Raw genomic sequence first — 23,769 nt, 5'->3', positions numbered from 1 at the left:
ATAAATCTTATCCCCGGGTGCGCTCAGCAAAACCCGGGGAATTTCAAGGCTTGTATAATCTTAAATCTTAGATAATCTTCGCTCCATCCAGGCACGATGTTTTATTCTGCGCTTATTTTAAATTCCACATCGACATTGCCACGAATTGCATTAGAATAAGGGCAAATTTCATGGGCTTTAGCTACTAATGCTTCTGCCTCTTTTTGGTTTAAGCCTGTAATATGAGTATGCATTTCAACCCCAAGCTTAAATCCTTTTTCTGCTGTGGGGTACAAAGAGACCTGAGAAAGAATTGAGACATCTTGCAGAGAAATTTTCTGTAAATTGGCAACATGGCGCATGGCACTTTCAAAGCATGCGGCATAACCTGCAGCAAATAATTCTTCTGGATTTGTGCCGCCGCCTTGGCCACCTAATTCCTTGGGTTTGGCGAGATCCAATCTTAATAATCCGTCGGAGGTTTCAATATGACCATTTCGGCCACCATGCGTACGTGCTGTTGCTGTATAAAGTGCTTTCATAATTTAGTCCTTTAATGATAACGGATCAAAGTTAGAGTTGATTTATCAATTTGTCAATTAGGATACTTTATATATTTTATTGCATTCCTGGTTGGGTACCTTCGGACTTTTGACTCCATAAAACAAACCTTTCTCTAAATAATTGCATACTTGTTCGGTATTTAATTTATTGAGGCATTGAGATAGTGTTTGGTGACAATGCGGAAAAATCGCTGCAGGAGAGTTGAGTGCCTGATAGCGCTGATTTTTCCAACTGTTTAAGTCACTTGTATAATAAGTAGTAAAGTTTTCTATTTGCAGATTATTACTCATGCTAAATATTTTCATACCTGGGTAATTATGATGGATGCGGCTGACAGATGGAGTAGAATAAGCATATATGTTACTGTCGCCCTTTAAATGGATTTTTCTGAACTCATCCATGTGGGTGTGGGATGTGATCAGGGTAATTTCTCCATATGATTTTTTGTTGTTGTTTAATATTTTTATAAATTCCTGAAGGTAGGGTTTATGCCAAATCGGCTCCCCGCGATATGAATTTCCTGGTGGTTCATGCATAGCAATTAATAGTTGTTTGGCGTGATGTTTTTTTAATTGCTGATTCAGCCAAGCAAGCTGGACTAATGCATCATGTTCCTGATTAGGATACTGTGAGAGGATAGGGGTTCTTGTCCACTGAGTTGCATTTAAGGCAATCAAAATAATTTTCTTGTTACCAGGGATTACATAACTGGAATAATATCCATCTTGATACATGTGACTGCCATCAATAATTAAGCCTTTGCAATGAGCACAAGCCCCATCCCAGTCCGTAGCAAAATTTAACGGGGAAACGCCATTTGATTGGAATGGTTGGTAATTGCCTAATAACGAGTCATTGTTGCCTGCAATATAAAATATAGGTTTCAGTTCCTTATCGTTTTCATATAATTCGTCAAATACAGTTTTTTCAAACTCTCCCTTTTTAGGTGTATTAAATAAAGAATGAGTGGGTAAATCGCCCAAGCAAAGAATGAAATCTACTTTTTTGCTCAATTTTTCATATTCTTTCATGGTAATTTTCAAAAATTCTATACCGGTATCTTCTCCGTCACGAGATAGATTATTACTGCCGTAATGAATATCACTAATGGTTAAAAAGCTGGGTGCTGCATATACAGAATGAAAGAAACAAAAAATCAGTAGAATAATTTGAACTAGTGAGTTCAATTGAATCTCCATTGTAATTTATTCAGGGATATTGGCTATATTAAATCATTTAGGTTGGGTGAGGGTAACGAAACTCAGAAATTTTGTGCTCTTCCCAAGTTTCGTTGCATGTCACAATGATTCATTTCTAGGCTGCTTCCCGAATGCTCCATATTCTTTGAGTTTGATTGGATGTATCGGGTGCCTGTATCCAGAGTAGAGCAGGGCTACCAGAAGAATTAATCGGTAGCGTCTTGGAAGACAGCATTACTGCAAAAGGATATTTTTTTACTACAGATTGCAATGTTGACCATACTTTTCCTGGATCCGCTTGGTTATCATTTACGATAAGCTCATTGCCTCGATAGATTATGTTAACAGATTGTCCTCTCAGCGCAGTTCGTATTGCAGACTCCAAACGTCTCCATCGAGCTTGATGTACTTTTTGTTTTTCAGCTTGAGTAGGATTCAATTGAAAACTAATGCGTTGATGTGGTGAAAAAACGCGACTTAAACGACTGCTTTCCGGGTTTTTCTGTAGAAAATAAGTAATAATTGCATCCAATACAGGACGTCCGGGGCCAGACGCTTTTCCAGGTTGTCTGTTGACATACATTGCAAAAGCCAAAGTATGACCATTGGCCGTATATAAATAGCCTGAAAGACTGTTTATCCCGGTCATGGTACCCGTTTTAGCACGCACAAAACCTTGTTGTATCGGAATACGGAATCTTTTTTGCAAGGTTCCATCACGTCCAGAAATAGGTAGTGCGGATATGTATTCATAAGATAATGGAAAACGTTGATATAAAAATTTTAGTAGTGATATGGTTTGCTCAGGGGTTACCAAGCTGTAGCGTGATAGGCCTGACCCATCAGTAAAAATTGCATTGGAAAAATCGATTCCTGTTTGGGATTGTAAAAAGTTTTTGATCAAGGGCTCTGCTCCTCGCCAGTTGACAGGAGCTCCTTTGAGTTTTTCCGCAGCATGTAAATAAAGGCTGTCCGCGTAGAGATTATCAGAGGGTTTTAATGTATCTGCCATCAATTGCGATACGGGTTTAGAGTATTGGGTTGCAATTAATAAAGAACCCGCTGGAGTTTTACCTAATTGCACTTGACCATTGAGTTGGATATTGGCTTTTATCAATTGGTTTTTGATCATGGCTTGAGCATACATTAAAGGGTTTTTTATAGCCAAACGTTGTTGTACTGCCCACTGTCCCACTCCGACGCAACCACGAACAGTTAAATGATTGTTTTGATCTAGACTAAACCCTACACCACAGCCTTTGGCATTGGCTTTAGTTGTAGCCAGGTTATTTAATGTGATGGCGCCACCACCGTCATCTGCTTCAACGATTGCTGGATCTCCAGTCTGAGCTCCAGGGTTTACAGTAACAGTCAAACGATTAGAGTCAACCATAACTGGGGCATTGGGGGCACCATAGCTGTAGGATAAATCTGTAGTTAGCCAACCAGGTGGATAGGGATCGACTCCGGAAAAACTGCTATCGATGTATACATTACCCTGGATGGTATTGATATTCCATTCTTTCAGGGAAGAAAGTAGCATGTTTAAATCATTGCGGCTAAATGAAGGATCTCCACTTAGTTGCACATAAACGTTTCCTTGGAGCACTCCTTGTTCAATTTTACCAGCACTCACATTTAATTGATTTTTAAAGCGATAATCTGGCCCAAGCACCATTAAAGCAGCTGCTTCCGAAAAAAGCTTCATATTACTTGCAGGGATATACAACCGTTCGGCATTGCGGCGGTATAGAGTTTGACCAGAGGTTAGGTCAAGTACGACAATTCCGAGATTAACATTTGGATTAATACGGTTAACTAACTTATCCACCTCGCTTTGGATACTGGCACCATTTGACAGCGCTGATAATGCCATTAAAACTGTGCCAGTTAAGCTCCTTTTCATCGATGTTGTTCCTTTTGCTTTACCATATGCTGAAGAGAGGGTTGATAAACATGGTCTAATCATATCGCAAGCCCAATCGCTCCAAAAGTCCTGCAAGGGTATCATTATCAAAAAATTTAACTTGTAACCACCCTCCATCACCATTGTCGTTTATTATTTGTACAGGAGCCCCCACTTGCTCTGCCAATACCGTTTGCAATCGCTCTATGTCTCGATCTTTTTTAGCATTTTGGTGAGGAGAAGATTCTTTGTTTTTTTGCATTTTAACCGCGTGTTCTAACTGTCTCACAGACCATTGTTGCTCTATAGTTTGCTGGGCTAAGTATTCTTGTTGCGCTGGACTTAGTCCTACGAGGACTCGCGCATGTCCCAAAGATAACATTTTATCCCGAATTAAATTTTTTACTTTTTCACTTAAACTAAGTAGACGAATAATATTGGCAACATGACTACGTGATTTTCCAACTAAAGTAGCAATTTCATCTTGATGATAATTAAATTCATCAACCAAACGCCGATAAGCGCTTGCTTCTTCAATCAAATTTAAATCTTCTCGTTGAATATTTTCAATTAAAGTGAGAGCGCATGCTTGTTTGTCACTATAATCTCCTATCAGGCAAGGCACTGTTTGCAATCCTGCTATTTTTGCAGCGCGCCATCTTCTTTCTCCAGCAATAATTTCATAACGTTGTTTTGCTATTGATCTTACGATCAAGGGTTCAATCAAACCCTGAGATACAATCGATTGGGCGAGTTCTTTTAATGCGATGTCATTAAAATCTTGTCTGGGCTGATATTGTCCCGCTTGAATGTTTTCTATAGGTACATGGTGAAATTCAACGTGCATCGAAAATAGTATTGAATGAAATTGATATAAATTGTTTCATATTTTCGTAGGAATGAAAATAGGAGCTGGGCGCAACTTAGCCTGTGTCTGGTTATGTTGCACGCAGGCTAGGATCCATTTTTACAGCAAGCCATATACTATGGCTGAAATAGAGATAATGCCCATGATTGTTGTAAATACATTGCTTACAACATGTGTGCGATATTTTTTCATTGCTGGAATTTTGGCTGTTGCATACATAGGCATAATAAATAGCAGGATAGCAATAACTGGCCCACCCAGAGTTTCTATCATTTTTAAGATGTTGGGATTGATTGTAGCTACAAGCCAGCAGGTCAGGACCATAAAAATTTCTATGATTCGTTGTAACTTGCATGGGCTTATTTTTTTTCCTTTTGGCTTTAGCAAATTGACAATTATACTGCTAAGGCCTTCTTTAGCTCCTAAATAATGGCCAAGAAACGATTTGGAAATTGCAATAAAAGCAATGATAGGAGCGATGCTTGCAATCAGCGGCGTTTTAAAATGATTTGCAAGATAAGATAGAATTGAAATGTTTTGTTGTTTTGCTTGCACAAGATCCTGCGGTGAGAGACTAAAAACACAACTGAATACAAAGAACATCACTGAAAAAACCATGAGTAAATGGCTGTAGCGCATAATCGAGGTACTATGGCGGTCTGCATCGATACCATGTTGTTCTTTTTGATTCACTGCGAAAGATGAAATAATTGGTGAATGATTAAATGAAAATACCATGACTGGAATGACTAACCACAGAGTCATTAGCAATCCATGACCACCGTTGGCATGTAATGAGTTGCCTTGTTGTAAAATGGCGTTATTCCAGTTGGGAATTAAATAAATAGACAAGAATAATAGTATGGTTGCAAAAGGATAAACCATTACGGACATCGATTTGACAATTATTTCCTGACCAAAGCGGACAATGGCCATAAGAGCAAGAATGAGAATTATGGCTAAAAGTGCTCTCGGAGGTGCAGACAAACCTAACTGATTCACAAGAAAACTTTCAGTAGTATTGGTAATGGCCACACTATACATCAATAAAATGGGATAAATCGCGAAAAAATACAAACCTGTCAGTATTCTTCCTGCAAAAGTACCGAAGTGCTCTTCAACCACATCGGTAATGTCATTTTGAGTAGAGGAACCTGATAAAACAAAACGGCATAGTGCACGATGTGAGAAGTACGTCATGGGAAAGGCAAGTACAGTCATTATAATCAAGGGCCAGATCCCATTAAGTCCTGCATCTATTGGAAGGAAAAGAGTTCCAGCGCCTACAGCAGTACCGTAAAGACTTAGCATCCAGACGGTATCCTGTTTTGTCAATGAATACTTTTTATTTGCTGCTAAAGATGAAAGTATTCCTGCAGTTTCATTTGATGACATTAAAACGTCCTTTATATAATACCGAGCACGGTGTTCAATATTAACACTGCGAAGCTAAAATTTCAACAATCGTCTCTTATGTTGACGGAATGTGTCATGTATATTTACTTAATTTTAGGGGCTAATATTCCAGTTTGGTACCATAAAGTCGATCCCCTGCATCTCCCAATCCTGGGATAATATAGCCTTTTTCATTGAGTTGTTGATCGATTGCTGCCGTGTAAATGGGAATTTCTGGATGTTCTTCATGAAATGCTGCAATTCCTTCAGGCGAGGCAAGCAGACAGAGAAATTTGATCGATTTGGGACAAATGGCTTTAATTTCCTTAACTGCGGCAATTGCTGAATTTCCAGTCGCTAACATAGGGTCAACTACAATGACATCGCGATCTCGAGTATGCTCTGGAAGTTTAATGTAATATTCAATAGCTTCTAGCGTTTTAGGATCGCGATACAAACCAATGTGACCAATTCGTGCTGTAGGTACAAGTTGTAACATTCCATCGACTAAGCCATTGCCTGCTCGCAAAATTGAAACAAAAACCAATTTTTTACCTTTTAAAACAGGCGATTGCATCATGGCTAGGGGTGTTTCGATTTCTTCATATTCGATTTCTAAATCACGAGTGATTTCATAAGCGAGTAACATGCTAATTTCATGCATCAAAGTACGAAATTTGACAGTACTGGTATCTTTTCGGCGCATAATTGTTAATTTATGCTGAATTAACGGGTGACTCACTACAACAACATGTTGATTGTTCATTTTAACTCCAAACTGCGGTTTTATGTGAAGAATTGTAGCCTGTGTAGCGACGAAGACCCGGGAAATCTTTGTTAGGAAACCCGTTACGGCTTGTGCTTCACTTTGTCTACAATACATCCTGTCTTAATTTAAAAAACGGTACCATCACTAATAATTTGGATAGGAGGGGTGCCTTGGGGACGTTTTTGTTTCGCAATTCGTCGTCCGGCCTCCCAGGTGCCTCCTTGCAAAATTTTAGCCAAAGGGAGTTCATGGGCATTTTTTTGCAATTTTTTTCTGATCAACGCAGCTAATTCATCCAAGAGTGTAATGGTTAATGCTCGCCACTCCACGATCATTTCTGAATCAGGTGGCATGGCTTTTTCCAGAATTTCTTTATTTTTTATCTGCAGTACACCACAATCGATAAGTAAACCACCATTTCGATACTCTGGTAAACCAGTGAGTTCTTCCAAATGAGTTACTGTAATTCCTGCTTGTTCTAATGGCTCAATCAAGGAGTAGGTAAGCCACTGGGATAATTTATGAAATGGAATGTATTCTGAGCCTGGATCATTTGTTTTTAGAGCATTATATTGCCACACATCTCCAAGTGGGGCTCCATGAAATGAAAGTCTGGTTGGCCATATTTCGTTAAATGTATTGAGTACTTCATGAAAGATTTGAGGTGCTGTAAGTCTGTTATTTGCCGCCAAGGAGCTTATATAAGTATAAAAGTTACCCAAGCGGTTTTCTTTTCCAAAATGATGCTCATCCTTTTGTATTAATGCGCCAAGTCGATTGAGTAAGGCAACTCTCCCGGAAAGGCCATCTAGTGGATTTTCGGAACTTACCTGGAATCCATGACGTAACTCATCTTCATTAAAAGTCAATAAACGCTCGGAATCTACTCTCAGGGGTTCGGTTGGGAGGGTACTGAAAACACCTTCTTGATAAAGAGATAAGCTTGCTAAGGCAAGGCCTTCTGAACGGGAATATTCTGTCCCTGTCTCAGGTTCCTTATAGTGCCAATATTGCCCGGCGCCGGCATCTAGAAATACACTGATGATTACCAGTTCATAAAGGATTTTTCCCTGTTCCTCTGCAGACAAAGTGTTCAATTGTTGCAGCATTTTTTTTATTCGGTTAATACCCCCAGCTTCAAAATGACGCCAACGACTGTGATAAGGAATATCAAGATTTGGATAATTATCCTTAATGACTTCAATAACAAAAGAAGCGGTGCTGGTCATTTTTTCCGGATCCAGGGAGAAATAAGCTGACTTGTCTTGTTTCACTCGCTCTAAAATAGCTTGTGAGCGCACACGTATAGTCCGCGGATCCTTTAACGTGTCTAACACGTGGGCTGTTTCTTGTTCATTACTCATTAAGATCGCGTCCTCTAGTTCTTGCTAATTCATTAATGTCTACGATCCGATCGGGTGAATAATAACCGGCCGCACGTTTGGCATTCATTTCTACTTGTGCATCAGGAGGAACGAGTTCATCGGGAATGGTTACTCGTTCTACAACCTGAATTCCAGATTTGAGTAATGCATCATATTTCATATTCGACATGGAGACGAAACGATGAATCTTGGTAATGCCAAGCCAATGCAAGACATCTGACATTAATTCTTGAAAACGCATGTCTTGAACTCCCGCAACACACTCTGTTCTTTCAAAGTATTTAGCAGCCGTATCGCCACCTTTTTGTCTTTTGCGAGCGTTATAAACTAAAAATTTGGTTACCTCACCGAGAGCCCTTCCTTCTTTACGATTATAAACAATCAAACCAGCGCCGCCTTTTTGTGCGGACTCAATAGACAATTCGATTCCATGTACCAAATAGGGTCTGCAGGTACAAATATCTGAACCAAACACATCAGAGCCATTGCATTCATCATGAATACGACATGTAAGCTCAATTTTTGGATCGTGGATGGTGGTTACATCACCAAAAAAGTAGGCGGTCATTCCACCTATAGGAGGTAAAAAAACATCATAATCAGAGCGTGTTACCAGTTCAGGGAACATTCCTGCTGTTTGTTCAAATAAGGTTCGACGCAAAAGTGATTCTGAAACGCCAAATCGTTCCGCTATCCCGGGTAAATACCACACAGGCTCCAGTGCAACTTTAGTAACCGCTACGTCTCCGGATTCTTTTAATATTTTTCCATCGGGCTTAAGGCGGCCTTTTTGGATGGCTGTATGCAATTCAGGAATATTGATATGTGCTTTGGTAACGGCTATTGTAGGTCGAATATCATATCCTGCATGAATTTCTTCTGCGAAAACACTCGCTACAAGATGTCCCCAGGGATCAAGTGAGACGATTTTCTGAGTATCGCTCCATTGAGGATGAGGACCTATAGCTACGGGTGGTGTTGTATCCGTTAGATCGGGTACATGTTCGGGATCCAATACCCCAGCTGCGACAGCAAGTGCTCGATAAACTGAATATGAGCCGGAGTGGGTACCAACCGCATTGCGATTTTTTATATTAGTTAGGGAGGCGATTACCGGACCTCGTTCTTTAGGGTTTTCTGCGCCCCATTTAATTTTTAATGGTGCAGCAGTATGTCCGGATGGATGTGACGATAAAACAATATGTCCTTTAGATTTTTTCTTGGACTCATCTTGAACCATAGTACTAATCCTTTAAATAATAACTACTCAATAAAATTTATCATAACAGAAGAAATTAATTGGTAGAAAGTACTATTTTCCTTATCGAATAGGGAAACCCAAGTCATTGTACTGGGTTAATATTCTCGTTATTATGGTTCATTTTTATTAATTACTCAGAAATAACGCTAAGCTATGCTAGTGGAATACCCAGGCTACAGTTTTTTGATTTTAACGTGAAACGATTATTGTTAGGAAATACTACTTTATGACCACCTTAATTTTTTGTTTGTTCATTGCCATATTATTGCCCTATCTTCTCAAGATTGTTGTTGCCAATTTTATGCAAAAAGAAGGGAAATACGATAATCATAATCCAAGAGCTCAACAGGCAAGATTAAAAGGAATGGGAGCACGAGCGGTTGCCGCCCATCAAAACAGTTTTGAATCGTTACTCGTATTTGCTACTGCTGTATTAACTGCGATGGCGACAAATCATATTGGTACAACAATTCAAATTTTGGCGATTGTTTACATTATCTCCCGAGTTATTTATTGTTATTTTTATTTAATGGATTTGGCTTCGTTAAGATCAATCATATGGTTTATTGGTTTTATTTGTTGCTTGATTATTTTGGGGCTATGCATGGTGTGATTTTGCTATACTATGGGCCTCATTCGGGTAGGTGCCATTAATAAGAAGGTTAAAAAGGGTTTTTTGATGCACAAAAAAAATGATGTTCAGAACGTTTCGTTACATCCTTTACTGGTTTTTGTTGTTTTAATGCTTATGATATTGATGCAGATGACTACCGATCAGTATATTCCTTCATTACCTGCAATTACCAAAATTTTTAACAGTAGTGAAGCCTCTATTCAATTAACGTTATCACTCTTTATGCTTGGTTTGAGCATTTCCCATGTGTTTTACGGACCTTTATCCGATAAAATTGGTCGTAAACCACCTCTTATGTTTGGTGTTGGTCTTAGTATTTTAGGCAGTCTATGTTGTTTTCTGGCGCCTTCAGTTTTGGTCTTGATTATTGGCCGTTTTATTCAGGGATTTGGTATAGGGTGTTGTGGTTCAGTAGGCCGTTCCCTAGTTCGTGATCTCTTTACTGATAGAGTCTTATCCAAAATTGGTTCTTATGTAGGTATTGTGAGTGTTTTTATTATGGTTGCTTCTCCGGTTCTCGGAGGCTATATCCAGGAACATTTTGGATGGCGTTTTAATTTTTTAATTTTGTTGGTATTTGGCCTTATTATATGGATTTTAGCGTTATGTACTCTTCCTGAAACGAATAAAAACCTTAATCCTGATGCAACTAAATTAAGAGTAATGCGCGACAATTATTTTGCCTTATTAAAATCGAAAGTATTTTTAGGTTATGCATTATGCGCCTGTCTTGCTTCCGCAGGTTTGATTGGTTATCTCGCGATCGCACCATTCCTTTTTCAGGATACATTAGGGCTTAGCCCTATAGAGTTTGGTCAACTGACAATTTTTATTGCTGGTGCAATTTGTGTTAGCGGAATAATCAACAGTCAAATGGTGATGAGAAAAGGTGTATCCTTCATGGTGTTTATCGGAATTATCTTTATGATAATCGGTGGTTTTACCATGCTATTTTTGTCACTCATAGGATTGCAGAACGTACTTTCCATCATGATCCCTGTGTCTTTGTTTAGCATGGGAGTGGGGTTTACTTTTATCAATGCGTTTGCTGGAGCTTTTCATCCATTTCCTCATATGGCCGGAACTGTCGGTGCCTTATATGCATGCATGCAAGACTTAAGTGCTGCGTTGTCCAGCGGGATTATTGCTCTTGGTGAATGGTATGGCCAATTCTCATTAGCGATAATTTTACTTATTTTAGGGTTAGGTTCTTTCGCTTCATGGTATTATCTGGCCTCACAAGAGAATTAAGAGGTATTGCTTATGAAAATTACTGAAACGGAATTAAAAAATATTATATCCAAATTATCAGGCGCTAAAGCAGAAGAAATTCATGATGATACTGCATTAATAGAAGACCTGCATTTAGACTCATTGAAAATAGTAGAGTTACTGGCCATTCTTAGTGAAGAATATAATTTAACGGTGACTGAAGAAGATGCAATGAATTTTCATACTTATAAAGATTTATTTGAGTTTACTCAGGCATAATCTGTTTTATATTTTATTTCCGTTTTCATGGATGTGACAATTTTATTTTCTCTGATGTAACTGAATTACGCCCACTGCCATTAAGTTCAGGGAAATTTTCCAGAGAGAGGTGCAACGCTACTTTTAGAATAGACTCCCGCCTGCGCGGGAGTGACAGAAAAATAGCAATAGGGTAACGGCTGTCCCTTAGGTTTCATCTAGGGATTCAAAGTTGGATTTAGGGGATTTTCATTATTCTGCTGCTTCATAAAATAGATAAGTAGCATGCCAACAACTACTATGCCTAGAGCTATGCCGTTAAACAATGTAAGATTCTGAGTAGAATATGCTGATTTTGGTTTTGCTTTTTCATCGTTTAATTTACCAATTTTATACCACTCATGTTCAGGGCAGAATAATGTAGCGTTTGGCTCAATTTTTTGATAACGCTTAAGTAAATTACTCCATTGTTCTCTATGTTTTTTTTCATAGACGCCAGCATTCGCTTTATCCAGTAGAGTATTGCTTTTTTGATCTTCGAATTGTTGTAAAAAATTACTACATTTTTGATGTAACTCACGGATTGGTTGTGCAAACTCCTCTTTGCAATAACGGGTAGTCGCATTACGTTTTAATATTGGGAGAGCATGTCTTAAACTTTTTTCTTCCAATTCTATCGACGGATTTTCGGCTATTTTTAGAGCGAGATCCAAAATATAAAATGCAATTGCAACACTATCATATTCAGTTTGTCGCTGTGTTTCTGTTACAGGTTTTGATGAGGAAGAATATTCAATATTTGCTGAGTGTGCGATCTCTTTCAATTGTTTGATTTGCACATTTATGCGTTCCATAAGCGGGGTGTGGATATTGTTTTCATCAAGAAGCCAACCCGCATATCCCCTGAGGTGTTCTTGTTCTAGATAAAATTTAACTTGTTCGAATATTGAGGAAAACAGTTCGAAAGAAACAGGTTTATCGTTACTTGCGCTTTCCATTTCATCTATAAGTTGACCAGCAAATTCGATCAACTCATTTACCTCTTGAAAAACAAGTTGTCCATTAAGACGAGCATCTGGACCGATTCCTATTTTAGGTAAGGCAACGTATTTTTTAATTTGAATATCGATTAACTGGCACAAAAACTCGAATAATTCTTTTTGACTCTTCATAGTTCTTCCATTCTGAATTTTGAGCGGATAGATTATCTGATGACTTTAATTGACGCAAATAAATCATACTAGATCTTATTTTCCTTAAAGAGATATATAATAAAAGAAGGATGGCGAATCTTCGTCGGGAATAATATGGAAACAAATCGTGGTTTATCCGTAACGACTCGGTCATTGCTGGTTATAGAAAGCATCAATCATTTCCATCAACAAGTCATGGGCGCGGGTAATGAACCCCATTTGATTTTGGATGCGGTCAAAAATAATCCCGATAATTTGCTTCTCCAGGTTTATGCTGCAGCGTTTTATCTTTATGGCCAAACTGATGCAGCCACCTCTCTAGCAAAAGAACATTTGGTTCAAGCTGAAAAATTATTATATCCAGTTAATTTAAGAGAAAAACTAACCTATCAAGCAGTTAAAGCCTGGATGAATCTGGAGTATGAAACTGCTTTAACTATTTTAGAAGCTTTAACGACCTTATATCCTCGCGATACTTTAGCTGCAAAGTTTGCTGAATGGTTATTTTATTGTTCGGGACAAGCTTACAACGGTCATAACTATTTGAAATTTTGTGAGCGGATAGCAGCACATAATCAAGATGAATCGCACTTTTTAGCCATGCATTCTTTTGCTGCGGAATTGTCTGGCCATATATCAGACGCGCACCGTTTGGCGGAGCAGGCTTTGGCCATCGAACCACTCACACCTTGGGCGCACCACACTCTGGCTCATATCTATCTGAACACAAAGAATAGTGCAAAAGGGATAGCGGCTTTAGAAACGTTTCGAGGAAGCTGGGAGCAGATTTCAACACTTCTTCGCGGGCATAACAGTTGGCATTTGGCATTATTTTATCTGGCGTTACGCCAAGTAGATAAGGTAATGAACTTATATCCTGTCATTTTTGGTATCTCTCCTGAAATCATTACCGAGCAAATAGATGCTATTTCATTATTATGGCGCCTAGATATGGCAGGATTGCCGCAGATCGATCAATTTAAAGTTGTTGCAAATTATTTGGATGAAAATCCTTTTACGCATTACACCGGTTTTAATTCAGTTCATTACGTATATTGTCTTGCTCGTTTAGGTCAGGAAGATGCAGTTCAGAAATCTATGGTATCGCTTGAAACGTATGCTAAAACTCTGCCTAAGGGCTATAACCAAGCACTATGGCTTTCAGTTATTCTGCCTTTAAGTAAAGGGATCCATGCATTTGTGAATAATGATTTTCAATCTGCTTATGATTGGATGACCCCTTGTATCTCCAGACGTACAGAAATCGGGGGCAGTGATGCCCAGTCTGAAATCATTGCACAGACTTATTTGCTTTGTTTATTACAAAATAAGAAAAAAAAGGCGGCAAAAGAGTTTTTTAATTTTCATTTGGCGCATTATAAAGGAACACCACTGGCCGAATTTTGGTTTGATTCGAACCTGAGCTTTTAACTGGCAGGGAGGGCAAAGCCGTAGCCCGGATTTCACTAAGATGCATCCAGGCGATAATAAATTACATTAGATGACTTCCAAAAGAGCGCAAGCAGCAATGCCACCTCCACCTGCGGCAACTAATAAAACTTTATCTTTTGCCTTGATGTTTGCATGTTCGCGGAGATAATCCAGAGCAATGCCTACACTTGAACCTGAAGTATTCCCCGTTTCTTCTACGGTCTTGACGATACGGTCTTCGGGAAAACCTAATTGTTTGGCAACGGATAAAACTAAATTTTTATTTCCCTGGTGGGGAACCAGCCATTGGATATCTGCAGTAGTAAGGTTTAATGCCTTCAGGAACTCTTCTGCACCATCAACCATACCATGCACCGCCTTTATAAATAGTGCAGTATTTTCTTTAATTGTGATGTAAAACAATTCGGGGTTCGTGCAATTCGCTGCGGGCAACCGGGAACCTCCGGCAGGAGTGGATACCGTATCGCTTACCTCTCCATCAGCAAATAAAGCAGAAGCAAGAAAACGAAACTCTGCATTTTCCTTATCAGTGGACACCACACAAGCAGCGGCTCCATCGCCAAAAAGAACGCTTGTAGCAAAATTATTTTTATTTAAAAACTTGGAACGAATTTCACTTGCTATTAATAAAATGGAACCCATGGTTGCCTGAGTGAGGGCAGCGCTAGTATGTAAACCAACTACGAAACCCGCACAGGCTGCTCCAATGTCAAAAGCACCAGTATTGTGTAATCCAAGCCGGTGCTGCACCAAGGGGCTAGTTGGTGGTGCTAGATAATCTCCTGATATAGTTGCCAAAATAATTTGATTTATTTTATTTTTTTCCGCGGGTTTCGCCGTGAACAATTGCTCTGCTGCAAGGACCGCCAAATCACTACAGGCCTGATCTTCATTGGCCCAGCGTCTCGTTCTAATTCCTGTCGAGAAGCTAACCAGTGTTGGACTTTGTGTGCTATTCATCCACTCAAGCACATCTTTATTACTCATAACCTTCTCGGGCAATGCAATAAATGGGCCTTTGAGGTATATATTTTTTTCAGCGCGTAGTAAATTCATGGTAACCTCTCGCCACTAGATTTTTTTCCAATGCATTCAAAATGTGGTGAATAAATCCAATTCATGATGATAATAGACCTTCCGAACGCATGAGTGGTAAACCTCCGCTTACAGTAATCACCGATCCCGTCATAAATGAGGTTCTGGATAATAAAGGATCCGTTGCCTCTGCAACTTGTGCTGCTTCTCCCATCATGCCTTGAGGAATAATTTGCGCCATCTTTTCTTGATAGGCAGGTCTTTTCCAAAATTGCTCGGTTCTTGAGGTCTTAATCAAACCGACACGCACAATATTGGATAAAATATTGTTGGGGCTGTAATCTACGGCAAGATTTAAAAACAATCCCTCGAGTGCGGCTTTGGTCGCGCAATAAGCACCATAACGACTGGTTCCAGTAATTGCAGAAAGACTGGAAATTAGAATCAATCGTCCAAATTTATTGGCTAATAAAGCGGGCAATAATTGATGAATTAACCAAATATTACCATGCAAGTTCTCATCGATGTAGGTGCGTAATGCAGGATAGGATAATGCATGTAATTTACGTAGTTGGCTGACACGCGTAAACGCATTAAGAATAATCCCATCTAAAGGCTCCTGCAGCAGATTTTGCAGTTCATCTTTACTGGCTTCTGGATTGGAAAAATTATATACCAAACCTCTGACCTGCATGTCTTGTTGTTTATAATGCTCTAATGTTTTGTATAAACTTTCCTTACTTGAGCTGGTGATGATGATTTTATCACCTAATTGCAGCCGTCGTTTGGCTATCGCTTGAGCGATATCCGATGAGCCGCCGGTAATCAAAATATTCATTTTGCCCCCAGCTCGATTAAATGCTTTTCTATACTGCCTATTGATTCATAGCGTTCTTTTACTAAGGGTATAACCGGAATCTTAATTTTGAATTCTCGCTCCAACTCGATGATGAGTAAGGCTAACATTAGACTATCTAAGCCTCCTTGTTCCAGTGAGGCAGATGAATCTTTAGGAAGATTGCCAAGTCCAATCTTTACTAATGTATTGCGAATTCGTTCAGTGAGCATTGATTTTTTCCTTCTGACTTAAAAGTAGTGTTTTTCTATCAAGCTTTCCATGTTGGTTCCGTGGCAATTTTTTCAATAATTGCACCGTAATTGGAAGTTTTCTGGGTAAAAAATGTTGTTTTAATTGTTCGGAAAGCATTTGTTCGGTGGTTGTGGCACTGAAGTTATCTTGTTCCAAACACGCAAGTAAACGGACACCATAGAGTTCGTCATCTAAAGGGATGACAATGACTTCCTTAACTCCTTCAATTTGGCAAATTTTATGTTCTATATCAATTAAATTAACTTTTTCACCGCCTATATTGACGATATGATCCTGCCGTCCTTTAATTGCTACCAAACCGGAGGGTAATTGCTCTGCTAAATCCCCAGTAAAAAACCAACCGTCTTGCATTCGGGATTGTTTTTCTTCCCCCAAATAGCCTAACATGAGTTGGCTCCCTTTAATGAGCAATTCATTTTCTTCTGACAACCGTATCTGCCAATCGCCTACTGGATAGCCAGCAAAATCTTCAAGAAATAATGGATCTTTGTTGGAATAAGTCAATACGCGTGGAGCTGCTTCTGTTAAACCATAATTATTATAAATTGTTGCATTGGGGAAGGTCTTTATCAAACTATGACGCAATGTAATGCTCAAGGGTGCACCCGCGGAGACGATCGCTTTTATTTTTGCGGCACTTTCCGGAAAGAGACTTGCCATTTTATGAATCGCCACCCAATGAGAGGGAACACCGCTCCACATTTGAGGCACAGCATGCGTTTCTAAGAGTGTTTTAATATCTGTAAATTGTGAAATCAGTCGTGTCTTTATTCCGGCGATTAATCCAGGAAGTAATTGACCAAGGAGGCCAAAAGAGTATGACAAAGGTAAAAATAATAATTGATCGTCTATTCTGGAAAATTCAAGAGCATTAATCACTGCCTTACAATTTGCAGTAATATTTTTTAGAGACAGTTGCACCGCTTTCATTTGTCCTGTACTCCCTGAGGTAAAGAGTACTAAAGCAAGCTCCGGGTGGTGTTTGATATGATTGTTTTCCTGGATGTCTATGAGATCACCTTGCTCACTCACCGTCATATTCGTACTTAAAAGATGACGTTTTTCCTGCCCCAATTCTTGATCAGCAAAGAGTGCAACAGGTTTTCTGATTTTTAAAGCGGCTAACAATTGAATCACAAATGAACGCTGGGGTATGGCATGTAAAACCAATATTCCTGGAGGTAGTTTTTTTAACTTTAGCGACATTTTTTGGATATTTGTCTCTAGCTCTGCAAAGCTTAATTTCTGATCCTCGATGATTAATGCAATTCTATTAGGAGTGTTTTGAGATAAAAATTGCATGCTCTTAACCCTCCACCTTGTTTAATCGCCAGGTGGCGATTATAGGTAACGTTGTATCTAATAAGTGTTTTCGACAGAAATTTCGACGAATTTTCCCACTGGTTGTATGCGGCATGGCTTTGAGTGGAATAAGAATAATATTATGAATTTCGAGTTGATGGGTCTGATAGATCAGTTCAAAAATAGTATTAAATAAATTATCTTGCTCCTCAGATGACATAAAACGGTTTTTTACCTCACACATGACAGTCAGTTCATATTCATGTTCTCTTTGAGTGACAAACGCTGCACATTTGCCGAGAGACTCATGTATTGGGGCATGGAGAATAGAGTACTCGATGTCTTGTGGGTAATGATTTTTACCATAAAGGATAATCAAATCTTTAATCCGGCCAGTCACATACAATTCCTCCTCATGCACAAACCCTAAATCACCGGTTCTTAAATACAATTGATTACTTGGATCACCAGAAATTTTGCCATGAAATGTATGTTGTGTTTCCTCGTTTTGCTGCCAGTATCCCTGGGCTACGCTGGCACTGTGCACCCAAATTTCACCGATTTGGTCATTAGCGCAGAGGGTAAGTGTTTCCGGATCTACAATTTTTACTGTTTGCATAAACTGGCCGCAACTAATCAAACTATGGCTCTGAGGGCTTGCTTCTGCAGCAAAATGGACACGATGATCCTGGTACTGTTCTTTAGCCAAAGTGAGTGTGCGATAAGGGGTTCCTGGGGTACTTCCTGTAACTAACAAGGTAGCTTCAGCCAAACCATAACAAGGATAGAAGGCCTCTTTGTGAAATCCATAATCTTTAAATGCATGATAAAAATGTTCTAAGGTTTCTTTTCGAATGGGTTCGGCCCCATTCGATGCAATTTGCCAGCAGCTTAAATCAAGCCCCTGCTTTTTTTCTTCTTTTATGCGTTTTACACAATAATCGTAAGCGAAATTAGGGCTACCGCTTATGGTTGCTCGGTATTTACTAATGTTTTGTAACCAGGAAAGTGGATTTTGTAAAAAAGAAAATGGGGACATGAGATAAGTAGGTACCCCCGCATAGATGGGAGTCAAAATATAACCTATTAACCCCATATCATGATGGGGAGGGAGCCAACTGAAGGAAATAGTTTCCTCATTTAACTGAAATGCAGCATATATTTTGTGAATATTATCCAGTAAATTGCAGTGAGTGACCATGACTCCTTTAGGATGCATCGTTGAGCCTGATGTGTACTGCAGAAAGGCAATGTCTTGACCGCGAATAAGAGGCGGTTGCCAAAAAGAACTCATTGGTAATTCCATGCTGTCTATAGCAAAGCACGGAACTTCATCCAGATGTGGTTTTCCTTTGCTATTCAGTGTGGCAAATTTAACTAAGTGATCGGCCGTCATAATCACACATACTGGTTGTGCATTCTGAATGATGCGATGTGCTTTATCCAATAATTTTGCTTGGGCAGGAGGATAAATAGGTACTGCAATACACCTCGCGTAAAGACAGCCAAAAAAAGCCTGAATCAAGGGTAGACCTGGAGAAAATAATAATAAGATTCTATCTCCAGGTTTTACTCCTTGGGCTTGTAATTGTGCTGCAATGGCTCTTGCCCGTTCATCCAATTCAAAAAAAGTCATTTTTTCTTCTAAGTTTCTGTTAAGAAAAGTGCAACTTATTTTCTCTGGGGTATGAAGGGCTCTATATCGAATTGCATCAACCAGTGATTCACAGCTGAAAATCTCTTTATTCATCATCGGCCCTTATGACTTGTGGAATCGGAGAACTTGTCCTGCATAGGAGAGGCCACCTCCGACACTCATCATCAGTATTTTTCCAGATCGATCAAAAATTTTTTCTTCAATTGCTTTAGCCAGAGAATAGAGAATGGATGCTCCACCAATATTACCAATCGTATCTGAGTCCCAAATAATTGCTTTGTTCATCATTTGGTTTTCTTGGAGGATTTCGGTAATTAATTTACGATTTACTTGATGAGGAATAATCCAGGTAATAGCGTTTCGATCCTCTTCTGTTGGTAACAAATGGGCAAGCATCTGCTTGTATTTAGTATAAGCGAGTTCTTTCATTAGCGACTCATCACCAATTAAGTGATAGCCTACGGTATCGATTTGTTCTTTGGTGGGTGGAAAAACACCGTGGGTGGTAAACGCTTCCACATATTTTCCTTCCGTAGAAAAAAAGGTTTTCTCAACGGTGAATGCACCAGTTTCCTTTTTTTCCATGAGCAATGCTGCTGCACCATCACCTAATCCTATCCATGTTTTTTCATTTTCAGGATCGATTACTTTAGATAAAGTTTCAGCACAACTAACCATCACATTAGAGTACCCTAAGGTCATTAAGGCGTAGGCAAGGTGAAGCGTAGATAAGGAAGTCGAACAACCAGTTTTTAAATCATAAGCAGGAGCATCTATTCCCAAGTCCCCAAGAACTGCTGCCGCTTGAGAGCCTGTAAATCGTTTATTGGTAGTAGAGCCCAGTAAAAAAGCATCTACTTTTGCTGGGGTATAGTTTGCAAACAATTTTCGTACCGCCTCAGTCGCTAAGGATTCAGCAGTCAATTCTCGAGATTTATCTAAAGATTCCCAAGGTTTATGACACCAATAACGGGAATAAAAACCAAATTCCTCGCCTATTTTTTCGGCAAATTTCTCTAAAAAAGCTAAAGAATGTTCTGAGGTTCTTGGAAAGTTTTGTAAAATTTCCAGATTGGTAATAGGGGGGGCGTCAGGAAGAACTCGAGAGGCGGCTGTAATATTAAAACGAATGTTAGGATGCAAAATTTCCATAAATTACCTTTTATTATGTTCTATAGTTTGCCTTTTTTAGCGCTTACTTTAAATTATAGGAATTCAATGTGCCTAAATTATAGCGGTTTTTTAGGAAAAATTGACCCTTGTAATTACGAAGTGTATATTTTATATAAACTTTATTTTAATTGAGCGTGATATGTCCTCATCGTCTGTTGATAAAACCACGATGAAATGGATAGAAAATCTTATTGATGAGCATAGTTTTCTTCCATTACTTGCTGATTATCTTCCTAATAATCAAACCCATTTACAATTTGGTGCTGAAGTGATTACGGGGTTGGCTAAAATAAACCGCCGTCCTGTTGCAATATATGCCCATGATAATTCAGTTAATCGAGGGTATATTACGAGCCAGGGCGCAAAAAAAATTCTGCGTCTTATGGATAGGGCCAAAGATTTACGTATCCCGATTATTGCTTTTTTAGCTTCTCCGGGAATTTCTTTGGAAGAAAACTTATTGAGTGGCGATGAATACACACAAATTATCGCACGTAACATCAACTTATCCGGCGTGATTCCACAATTTGCGGTGCTTGTTGCTCCAACTCTTGGAGCACCCGCTTATTCTGCAGTACTGATGGACCTGCTATTTTTCAACAAGCATCGTAGTTACCTGATGGTAACGAGTCCGATGGTAGTTCAGCAAGCTATAGGTGAAAAAGTCAGTATGAGTGAATTAGGTGGTACAGCGATGCATGCAGGTACTACAGGTATTGCTGATTTCGTTGATGACAGTATCAGTGCGCAAATAAATCATGTTAAAACCATGCTCAACGTTTTTCCATCACATAGTGGCGAATGCCCTCCTATCCATTCGGTGCAAGAGCCTATACATGCTTTGCCCAACATTCCAGCTGATCCGAGAGTACCGTTTAATATGCTCGAATTGATTCAGGCGATTGCCGATAATTCTGAAGTATGGCAATACAAAAGCGCCTATGGACAAGCCATGATTTGTGCTTTTGTACGTATTCATGGGTATGTAGTAGGTATCGTTGCGAATCAGAGTACTCGTTTTAGTGGTGCGATTGATTCAGATGCAGCGCAAAAAGCTGCTAAATTTATTCGGATATGTGATGCTTATCGGATTCCAGTGCTTACTTTAATTGATGTTCCCGGATTTATGCCTGGAAAACGCGAGGAACAAAAGGGATTGTTACAACACGGAGCGAGGCTATGTGCTGCCATGCAAACTCGAGTTCCTCGAATGAGTGTGATTGTGCGTAAATGTTATGGAGCCGCAGCATTTCTGATGATGCAAACTACGTCCCAACAAGGAGATCTGGTTTTGGCCTTGGAGACTGCAACTCTTGGCGTAATGGGTAAAGAGACTACGAAAAAGGTTCAAAATTCTGATGGGCAAGTGTCCAATGAAACAAAACATGCTGTTACTGACACGCAGCATGTTGATCCTTCTCTAGTGGATGCTTATGTGTCTGGTTTGATCGACGAAATTATTGCTCCTCAGCAAATACGTGCGAGATTGAGCCAACATTTGGAATATGTATATCGCAAGATGGAGGATTTGCCAATTGCAAGGCATTCTATTGTGTAGAAGTTCTTTTTGATGAGTGCTGTAGGTGGAAGGAAATGTACCCCTCATCCGCCCTTCGGGCACCTTCTCCCCAGCAGGGAGAAGTAAAAAAACACTTTTCCCGATAGAGGGGGGAGGGGTGGCTTAGAGACGCACCATTGCAATTTTGTAAGGATCATTATGTCTTACCTTGATTTACAACAATTAATAAATTCATTTGAAGCGTACTTGGGAAATCCTGAAAAAAAGGAGACGCCTCTCAATTTTCAACAAAGCTTGCAATATGATGAACAAGAAGAACTTGCCTGGTCACAAATTAGATTGATTCAGCAATGGGGGTATATGGAATATCTAATTCCTCAAAACCTTGGCGGAAAGTTTGTCTCACTCGACGTCGGATATTTTCTAGCGAAATCAATCTGCAGGCGTGATGTAACTACCGGAATCGCCTTGGGTCTGCCATTCTTGGGTGCATTACCTCTGTGGATCGCAGGAAGCGACAATCAGAAAAAAAATTTGGCCGCATCTCTTCGGCGAGGGGAAATCACTGCCTGTGCTTTGACTGAGGAGGAGCATGGTTCTGATATTATGGCCAATGAAGTATTGGCTCATCCTTGTAAAAATGGATGGGAATTATCCGGTAGAAAGTGGTGTATTAATTTTGCTACATTAGGACAGAGTGTGACTATTCTTTGTCGTACTCATTCTCGAGGAGGACCATTAGGTTTCTCGGTTTTTTTTCTGGATAAATCGACAACCCAATCCGGATTTAGGCCAACGCCCAAACTTCCTACCCTTGGAGTTAGAGGACTAGACATCAGTGGCTTTTCTTTGGAGAACGTTTTTTTGCCTCAAGATGCATTGGTTGGGGATGAAAAACGCGGATTGGAAATCATTTATAAAACCTTACAGGTTTCCCGAACTTTATGCGCTTCTGTTTCTGTGGGAGCTGCAGATACTGCTTTGCGGTTAGCGCTTTCTTTTAGTCGGCATAGGCAATTATATGGTAAAGCCGCATATGAAATTCCTGTTGTAAAACAACGCCTTGGAGAGCAGTTTACACTGTTACTTATTGCTGATTGTACTGCTTTAGCAGTAGCCCGGGCTTGCTCAGTGACGCCTGAGAAACTATCATTTTGGTCTGCCATCATTAAATTCCTTATTCCCCAAATAACCGAAGAAATTGTCGAACAGTGTAGTATAGTGATGGGGGCTCGCGCATATTTACGCACAACCGAGTGGGCTATGTTTCAAAAAATCAGACGTGATATCCCGGTGGTTGGATTATTTGATGGGAGTAGCCAGGTTAATTTATCCGTGATTGCAGGTAGTTTATTGCCACAAGCAGGAATGAGAGGAAGTTCTCCAAATAAGTCACAACAATTGGAGTGTATTTTCAATCTCAACTGCATTTGTCCAGAATTCTCTATGGATCGTTTAGGTCTCTTTACCCATACTGAAGACGATATTTTGGCCGGCTTATCTACATTACAATCAACGCAAATTAGTTCGTTAATTAATGCAGTTTGTACAGAACTCAAACGATTGGATCAGCATGTAATTGCCTTGCAAGAGCAAAAACAATTTGACCCGCGCAGTCTGACCGCTTTTCGTCTGGCAGAGCAGTATTGTTGGATTTTTGCAGCAAGTTCCTGTATTCATTTTTGGCATTACAATCAGGAATTAATGGCTCAGGAACTAGGGGGAGTTGAGTGGATCAATTTGGCGATTCAACTCATTCTTAATAGATTAAATGCGCATTCAAATGTTGATAATAGATTGCAAGAGTCTATGGCGGAGCATTTAGCTTTGTTTGATGAGCAAAATAAAATGTTCTCTGTGGTCCCAATAAAAATACCTGATTGAAGTGCCTCGCTAA

The 23,769-nt window shown here is 39.5% G+C and carries 21 protein-coding genes; 6 read left to right on the top strand and 15 right to left on the bottom strand.

Annotated features, from left to right (window positions below):
* Positions 1–101: 101 nt before the first annotated feature.
* From BW930_RS10650 to BW930_RS10615, 8 genes are all read right to left on the bottom strand, one after another.
* A complete protein-coding gene (locus tag BW930_RS10650; protein WP_058467178.1) occupies positions 102–521 on the bottom strand; it encodes an organic hydroperoxide resistance protein in 420 nt (139 codons plus the stop codon).
* A 57-nt stretch (positions 522–578) separates the two neighbouring features.
* Positions 579–1,730 carry a metallophosphoesterase gene (locus tag BW930_RS10645; RefSeq protein WP_058467272.1) on the bottom strand — a complete coding sequence of 384 codons (1,152 nt, stop codon included), beginning with the start codon at positions 1,728–1,730 and terminating at the stop codon, positions 579–581.
* A 127-nt stretch (positions 1,731–1,857) separates the two neighbouring features.
* A complete protein-coding gene (gene dacB, locus BW930_RS10640; protein WP_058467271.1) occupies positions 1,858–3,648 on the bottom strand; it encodes a D-alanyl-D-alanine carboxypeptidase/D-alanyl-D-alanine endopeptidase in 1,791 nt (596 codons plus the stop codon).
* 55 nt (positions 3,649–3,703) lie between these two features.
* Positions 3,704–4,495, bottom strand: coding sequence for a ParB/RepB/Spo0J family partition protein (locus tag BW930_RS10635; RefSeq protein ID WP_058467177.1), 792 nt, complete (start codon positions 4,493–4,495; stop codon positions 3,704–3,706).
* A 120-nt stretch (positions 4,496–4,615) separates the two neighbouring features.
* Positions 4,616–5,911 carry a serine/threonine transporter gene (locus BW930_RS10630; RefSeq protein WP_058467176.1) on the bottom strand — a complete coding sequence of 432 codons (1,296 nt, stop codon included), beginning with the start codon at positions 5,909–5,911 and terminating at the stop codon, positions 4,616–4,618.
* Between the two features lie 121 nt (positions 5,912–6,032).
* Positions 6,033–6,677, bottom strand: coding sequence for a uracil phosphoribosyltransferase (gene upp / locus BW930_RS10625; protein WP_058467175.1), 645 nt, complete (start codon positions 6,675–6,677; stop codon positions 6,033–6,035).
* 128 nt (positions 6,678–6,805) lie between these two features.
* Positions 6,806–8,044: a URC4/urg3 family protein gene (locus BW930_RS10620; protein WP_058467174.1), complete on the bottom strand. Its 1,239-nt coding sequence runs from the start codon at positions 8,042–8,044 to the stop codon at positions 6,806–6,808.
* Positions 8,037–9,305, bottom strand: a complete 1,269-nt coding sequence (locus BW930_RS10615; protein ID WP_058467173.1) for a GTP cyclohydrolase II — start codon at positions 9,303–9,305, stop codon at positions 8,037–8,039. Before BW930_RS10615 ends, BW930_RS10620 begins: the two co-directional genes overlap by 8 nt.
* A gap of 247 nt (positions 9,306–9,552) precedes the next feature.
* Between BW930_RS10615 and BW930_RS10610 the strand changes: the two genes are divergently transcribed.
* The 3 genes from BW930_RS10610 (at position 9,553) to BW930_RS10600 (ending at position 11,451) form a co-directional block, all read left to right on the top strand.
* A complete protein-coding gene (locus BW930_RS10610; protein WP_058467172.1) occupies positions 9,553–9,939 on the top strand; it encodes an MAPEG family protein in 387 nt (128 codons plus the stop codon).
* Positions 9,940–10,005: 66 nt separating this feature from the next.
* Positions 10,006–11,211: a multidrug effflux MFS transporter gene (locus BW930_RS10605; RefSeq protein WP_058467270.1), complete on the top strand. Its 1,206-nt coding sequence runs from the start codon at positions 10,006–10,008 to the stop codon at positions 11,209–11,211.
* A 12-nt stretch (positions 11,212–11,223) separates the two neighbouring features.
* Positions 11,224–11,451, top strand: a complete 228-nt coding sequence (locus tag BW930_RS10600; protein ID WP_058467171.1) for an acyl carrier protein — start codon at positions 11,224–11,226, stop codon at positions 11,449–11,451.
* A 197-nt stretch (positions 11,452–11,648) separates the two neighbouring features.
* Here BW930_RS10600 and BW930_RS10595 read toward each other — a convergent pair whose 3' ends face one another.
* Complete coding sequence (locus tag BW930_RS10595; RefSeq protein WP_058467170.1) at positions 11,649–12,602, bottom strand: hypothetical protein; 954 nt, start codon at positions 12,600–12,602, stop codon at positions 11,649–11,651.
* 135 nt (positions 12,603–12,737) lie between these two features.
* On the opposite strand from BW930_RS10595, the gene BW930_RS10590 reads away from it, so the two are divergent.
* Positions 12,738–14,054: a tetratricopeptide repeat protein gene (locus tag BW930_RS10590; protein WP_115266225.1), complete on the top strand. Its 1,317-nt coding sequence runs from the start codon at positions 12,738–12,740 to the stop codon at positions 14,052–14,054.
* Between the two features lie 66 nt (positions 14,055–14,120).
* Here the strand turns inward: BW930_RS10590 and BW930_RS10585 are convergent, their stop codons facing one another.
* The 6 genes from BW930_RS10585 to BW930_RS10560 all read right to left on the bottom strand — a co-directional run bounded on the left by BW930_RS10585 (position 14,121) and on the right by BW930_RS10560 (position 20,332).
* Positions 14,121–15,131 carry a 3-oxoacyl-ACP synthase III family protein gene (locus BW930_RS10585; protein ID WP_058467168.1) on the bottom strand — a complete coding sequence of 337 codons (1,011 nt, stop codon included), beginning with the start codon at positions 15,129–15,131 and terminating at the stop codon, positions 14,121–14,123.
* A gap of 61 nt (positions 15,132–15,192) precedes the next feature.
* Positions 15,193–15,948, bottom strand: a complete 756-nt coding sequence (locus BW930_RS10580; RefSeq protein WP_058467167.1) for an SDR family NAD(P)-dependent oxidoreductase — start codon at positions 15,946–15,948, stop codon at positions 15,193–15,195.
* Positions 15,945–16,178, bottom strand: a complete 234-nt coding sequence (locus BW930_RS10575) for an acyl carrier protein (protein WP_058467166.1) — start codon at positions 16,176–16,178, stop codon at positions 15,945–15,947. Before BW930_RS10575 ends, BW930_RS10580 begins: the two co-directional genes overlap by 4 nt.
* The gene (locus BW930_RS10570) at positions 16,168–17,523 is read right to left on the bottom strand and encodes a class I adenylate-forming enzyme family protein (RefSeq protein ID WP_058467165.1); all 1,356 of its coding nucleotides are present in this window, start codon (positions 17,521–17,523) and stop codon (positions 16,168–16,170) included. Before BW930_RS10570 ends, BW930_RS10575 begins: the two co-directional genes overlap by 11 nt.
* Before the next feature lie 4 nt (positions 17,524–17,527).
* Complete coding sequence (locus BW930_RS10565) at positions 17,528–19,273, bottom strand: fatty acyl-AMP ligase (protein WP_058467164.1); 1,746 nt, start codon at positions 19,271–19,273, stop codon at positions 17,528–17,530.
* A 9-nt stretch (positions 19,274–19,282) separates the two neighbouring features.
* Complete coding sequence (locus tag BW930_RS10560; protein WP_058467163.1) at positions 19,283–20,332, bottom strand: 3-oxoacyl-ACP synthase III family protein; 1,050 nt, start codon at positions 20,330–20,332, stop codon at positions 19,283–19,285.
* A gap of 160 nt (positions 20,333–20,492) precedes the next feature.
* On the opposite strand from BW930_RS10560, the gene BW930_RS10555 reads away from it, so the two are divergent.
* Both BW930_RS10555 and BW930_RS10550 read left to right on the top strand, forming a co-directional pair.
* The gene (locus BW930_RS10555; protein ID WP_058467162.1) at positions 20,493–21,911 is read left to right on the top strand and encodes an acyl-CoA carboxylase subunit beta; all 1,419 of its coding nucleotides are present in this window, start codon (positions 20,493–20,495) and stop codon (positions 21,909–21,911) included.
* Between the two features lie 156 nt (positions 21,912–22,067).
* Positions 22,068–23,756 carry an acyl-CoA dehydrogenase family protein gene (locus tag BW930_RS10550; protein ID WP_058467161.1) on the top strand — a complete coding sequence of 563 codons (1,689 nt, stop codon included), beginning with the start codon at positions 22,068–22,070 and terminating at the stop codon, positions 23,754–23,756.
* Positions 23,757–23,769 lie beyond the last annotated feature (13 nt).

Source organism: Fluoribacter gormanii, assembly GCF_900156395.1.
Classification (GTDB): Bacteria; Pseudomonadota; Gammaproteobacteria; order Legionellales; family Legionellaceae; genus Legionella; species Legionella gormanii.
The sequence above is the reverse complement of the archived record's forward strand: the minus strand, read 5'-3'. Positions and strand labels throughout refer to the sequence as shown.

What these genes read in the sequence shown, in the direction of transcription:
- BW930_RS10650 (WP_058467178.1), bottom strand. Translation starts at nt 521, where the DNA reads ATGAAAGCACTTTATACAGCAACAGCACGTACGCATGGTGGCCGAAAT.
- dacB (WP_058467271.1), bottom strand. Translation starts at nt 3,648, where the DNA reads ATGAAAAGGAGCTTAACTGGCACAGTTTTAATGGCATTATCAGCGCTG.
- BW930_RS10635 (WP_058467177.1), bottom strand. Translation starts at nt 4,495, where the DNA reads ATGCACGTTGAATTTCACCATGTACCTATAGAAAACATTCAAGCGGGA.
- BW930_RS10630 (WP_058467176.1), bottom strand. Translation starts at nt 5,911, where the DNA reads ATGTCATCAAATGAAACTGCAGGAATACTTTCATCTTTAGCAGCAAAT.
- upp (WP_058467175.1), bottom strand. Translation starts at nt 6,677, where the DNA reads ATGAACAATCAACATGTTGTTGTAGTGAGTCACCCGTTAATTCAGCAT.
- BW930_RS10620 (WP_058467174.1), bottom strand. Translation starts at nt 8,044, where the DNA reads ATGAGTAATGAACAAGAAACAGCCCACGTGTTAGACACGTTAAAGGAT.
- BW930_RS10615 (WP_058467173.1), bottom strand. Translation starts at nt 9,305, where the DNA reads ATGGTTCAAGATGAGTCCAAGAAAAAATCTAAAGGACATATTGTTTTA.
- BW930_RS10610 (WP_058467172.1), top strand. Translation starts at nt 9,553, where the DNA reads ATGACCACCTTAATTTTTTGTTTGTTCATTGCCATATTATTGCCCTAT.
- BW930_RS10605 (WP_058467270.1), top strand. Translation starts at nt 10,006, where the DNA reads ATGCACAAAAAAAATGATGTTCAGAACGTTTCGTTACATCCTTTACTG.
- BW930_RS10600 (WP_058467171.1), top strand. Translation starts at nt 11,224, where the DNA reads ATGAAAATTACTGAAACGGAATTAAAAAATATTATATCCAAATTATCA.
- BW930_RS10595 (WP_058467170.1), bottom strand. Translation starts at nt 12,602, where the DNA reads ATGAAGAGTCAAAAAGAATTATTCGAGTTTTTGTGCCAGTTAATCGAT.
- BW930_RS10590 (WP_115266225.1), top strand. Translation starts at nt 12,738, where the DNA reads ATGGAAACAAATCGTGGTTTATCCGTAACGACTCGGTCATTGCTGGTT.
- BW930_RS10585 (WP_058467168.1), bottom strand. Translation starts at nt 15,131, where the DNA reads ATGAATTTACTACGCGCTGAAAAAAATATATACCTCAAAGGCCCATTT.
- BW930_RS10580 (WP_058467167.1), bottom strand. Translation starts at nt 15,948, where the DNA reads ATGAATATTTTGATTACCGGCGGCTCATCGGATATCGCTCAAGCGATA.
- BW930_RS10575 (WP_058467166.1), bottom strand. Translation starts at nt 16,178, where the DNA reads ATGCTCACTGAACGAATTCGCAATACATTAGTAAAGATTGGACTTGGC.
- BW930_RS10570 (WP_058467165.1), bottom strand. Translation starts at nt 17,523, where the DNA reads ATGCAATTTTTATCTCAAAACACTCCTAATAGAATTGCATTAATCATC.
- BW930_RS10565 (WP_058467164.1), bottom strand. Translation starts at nt 19,273, where the DNA reads ATGAATAAAGAGATTTTCAGCTGTGAATCACTGGTTGATGCAATTCGA.
- BW930_RS10560 (WP_058467163.1), bottom strand. Translation starts at nt 20,332, where the DNA reads ATGGAAATTTTGCATCCTAACATTCGTTTTAATATTACAGCCGCCTCT.
- BW930_RS10555 (WP_058467162.1), top strand. Translation starts at nt 20,493, where the DNA reads ATGTCCTCATCGTCTGTTGATAAAACCACGATGAAATGGATAGAAAAT.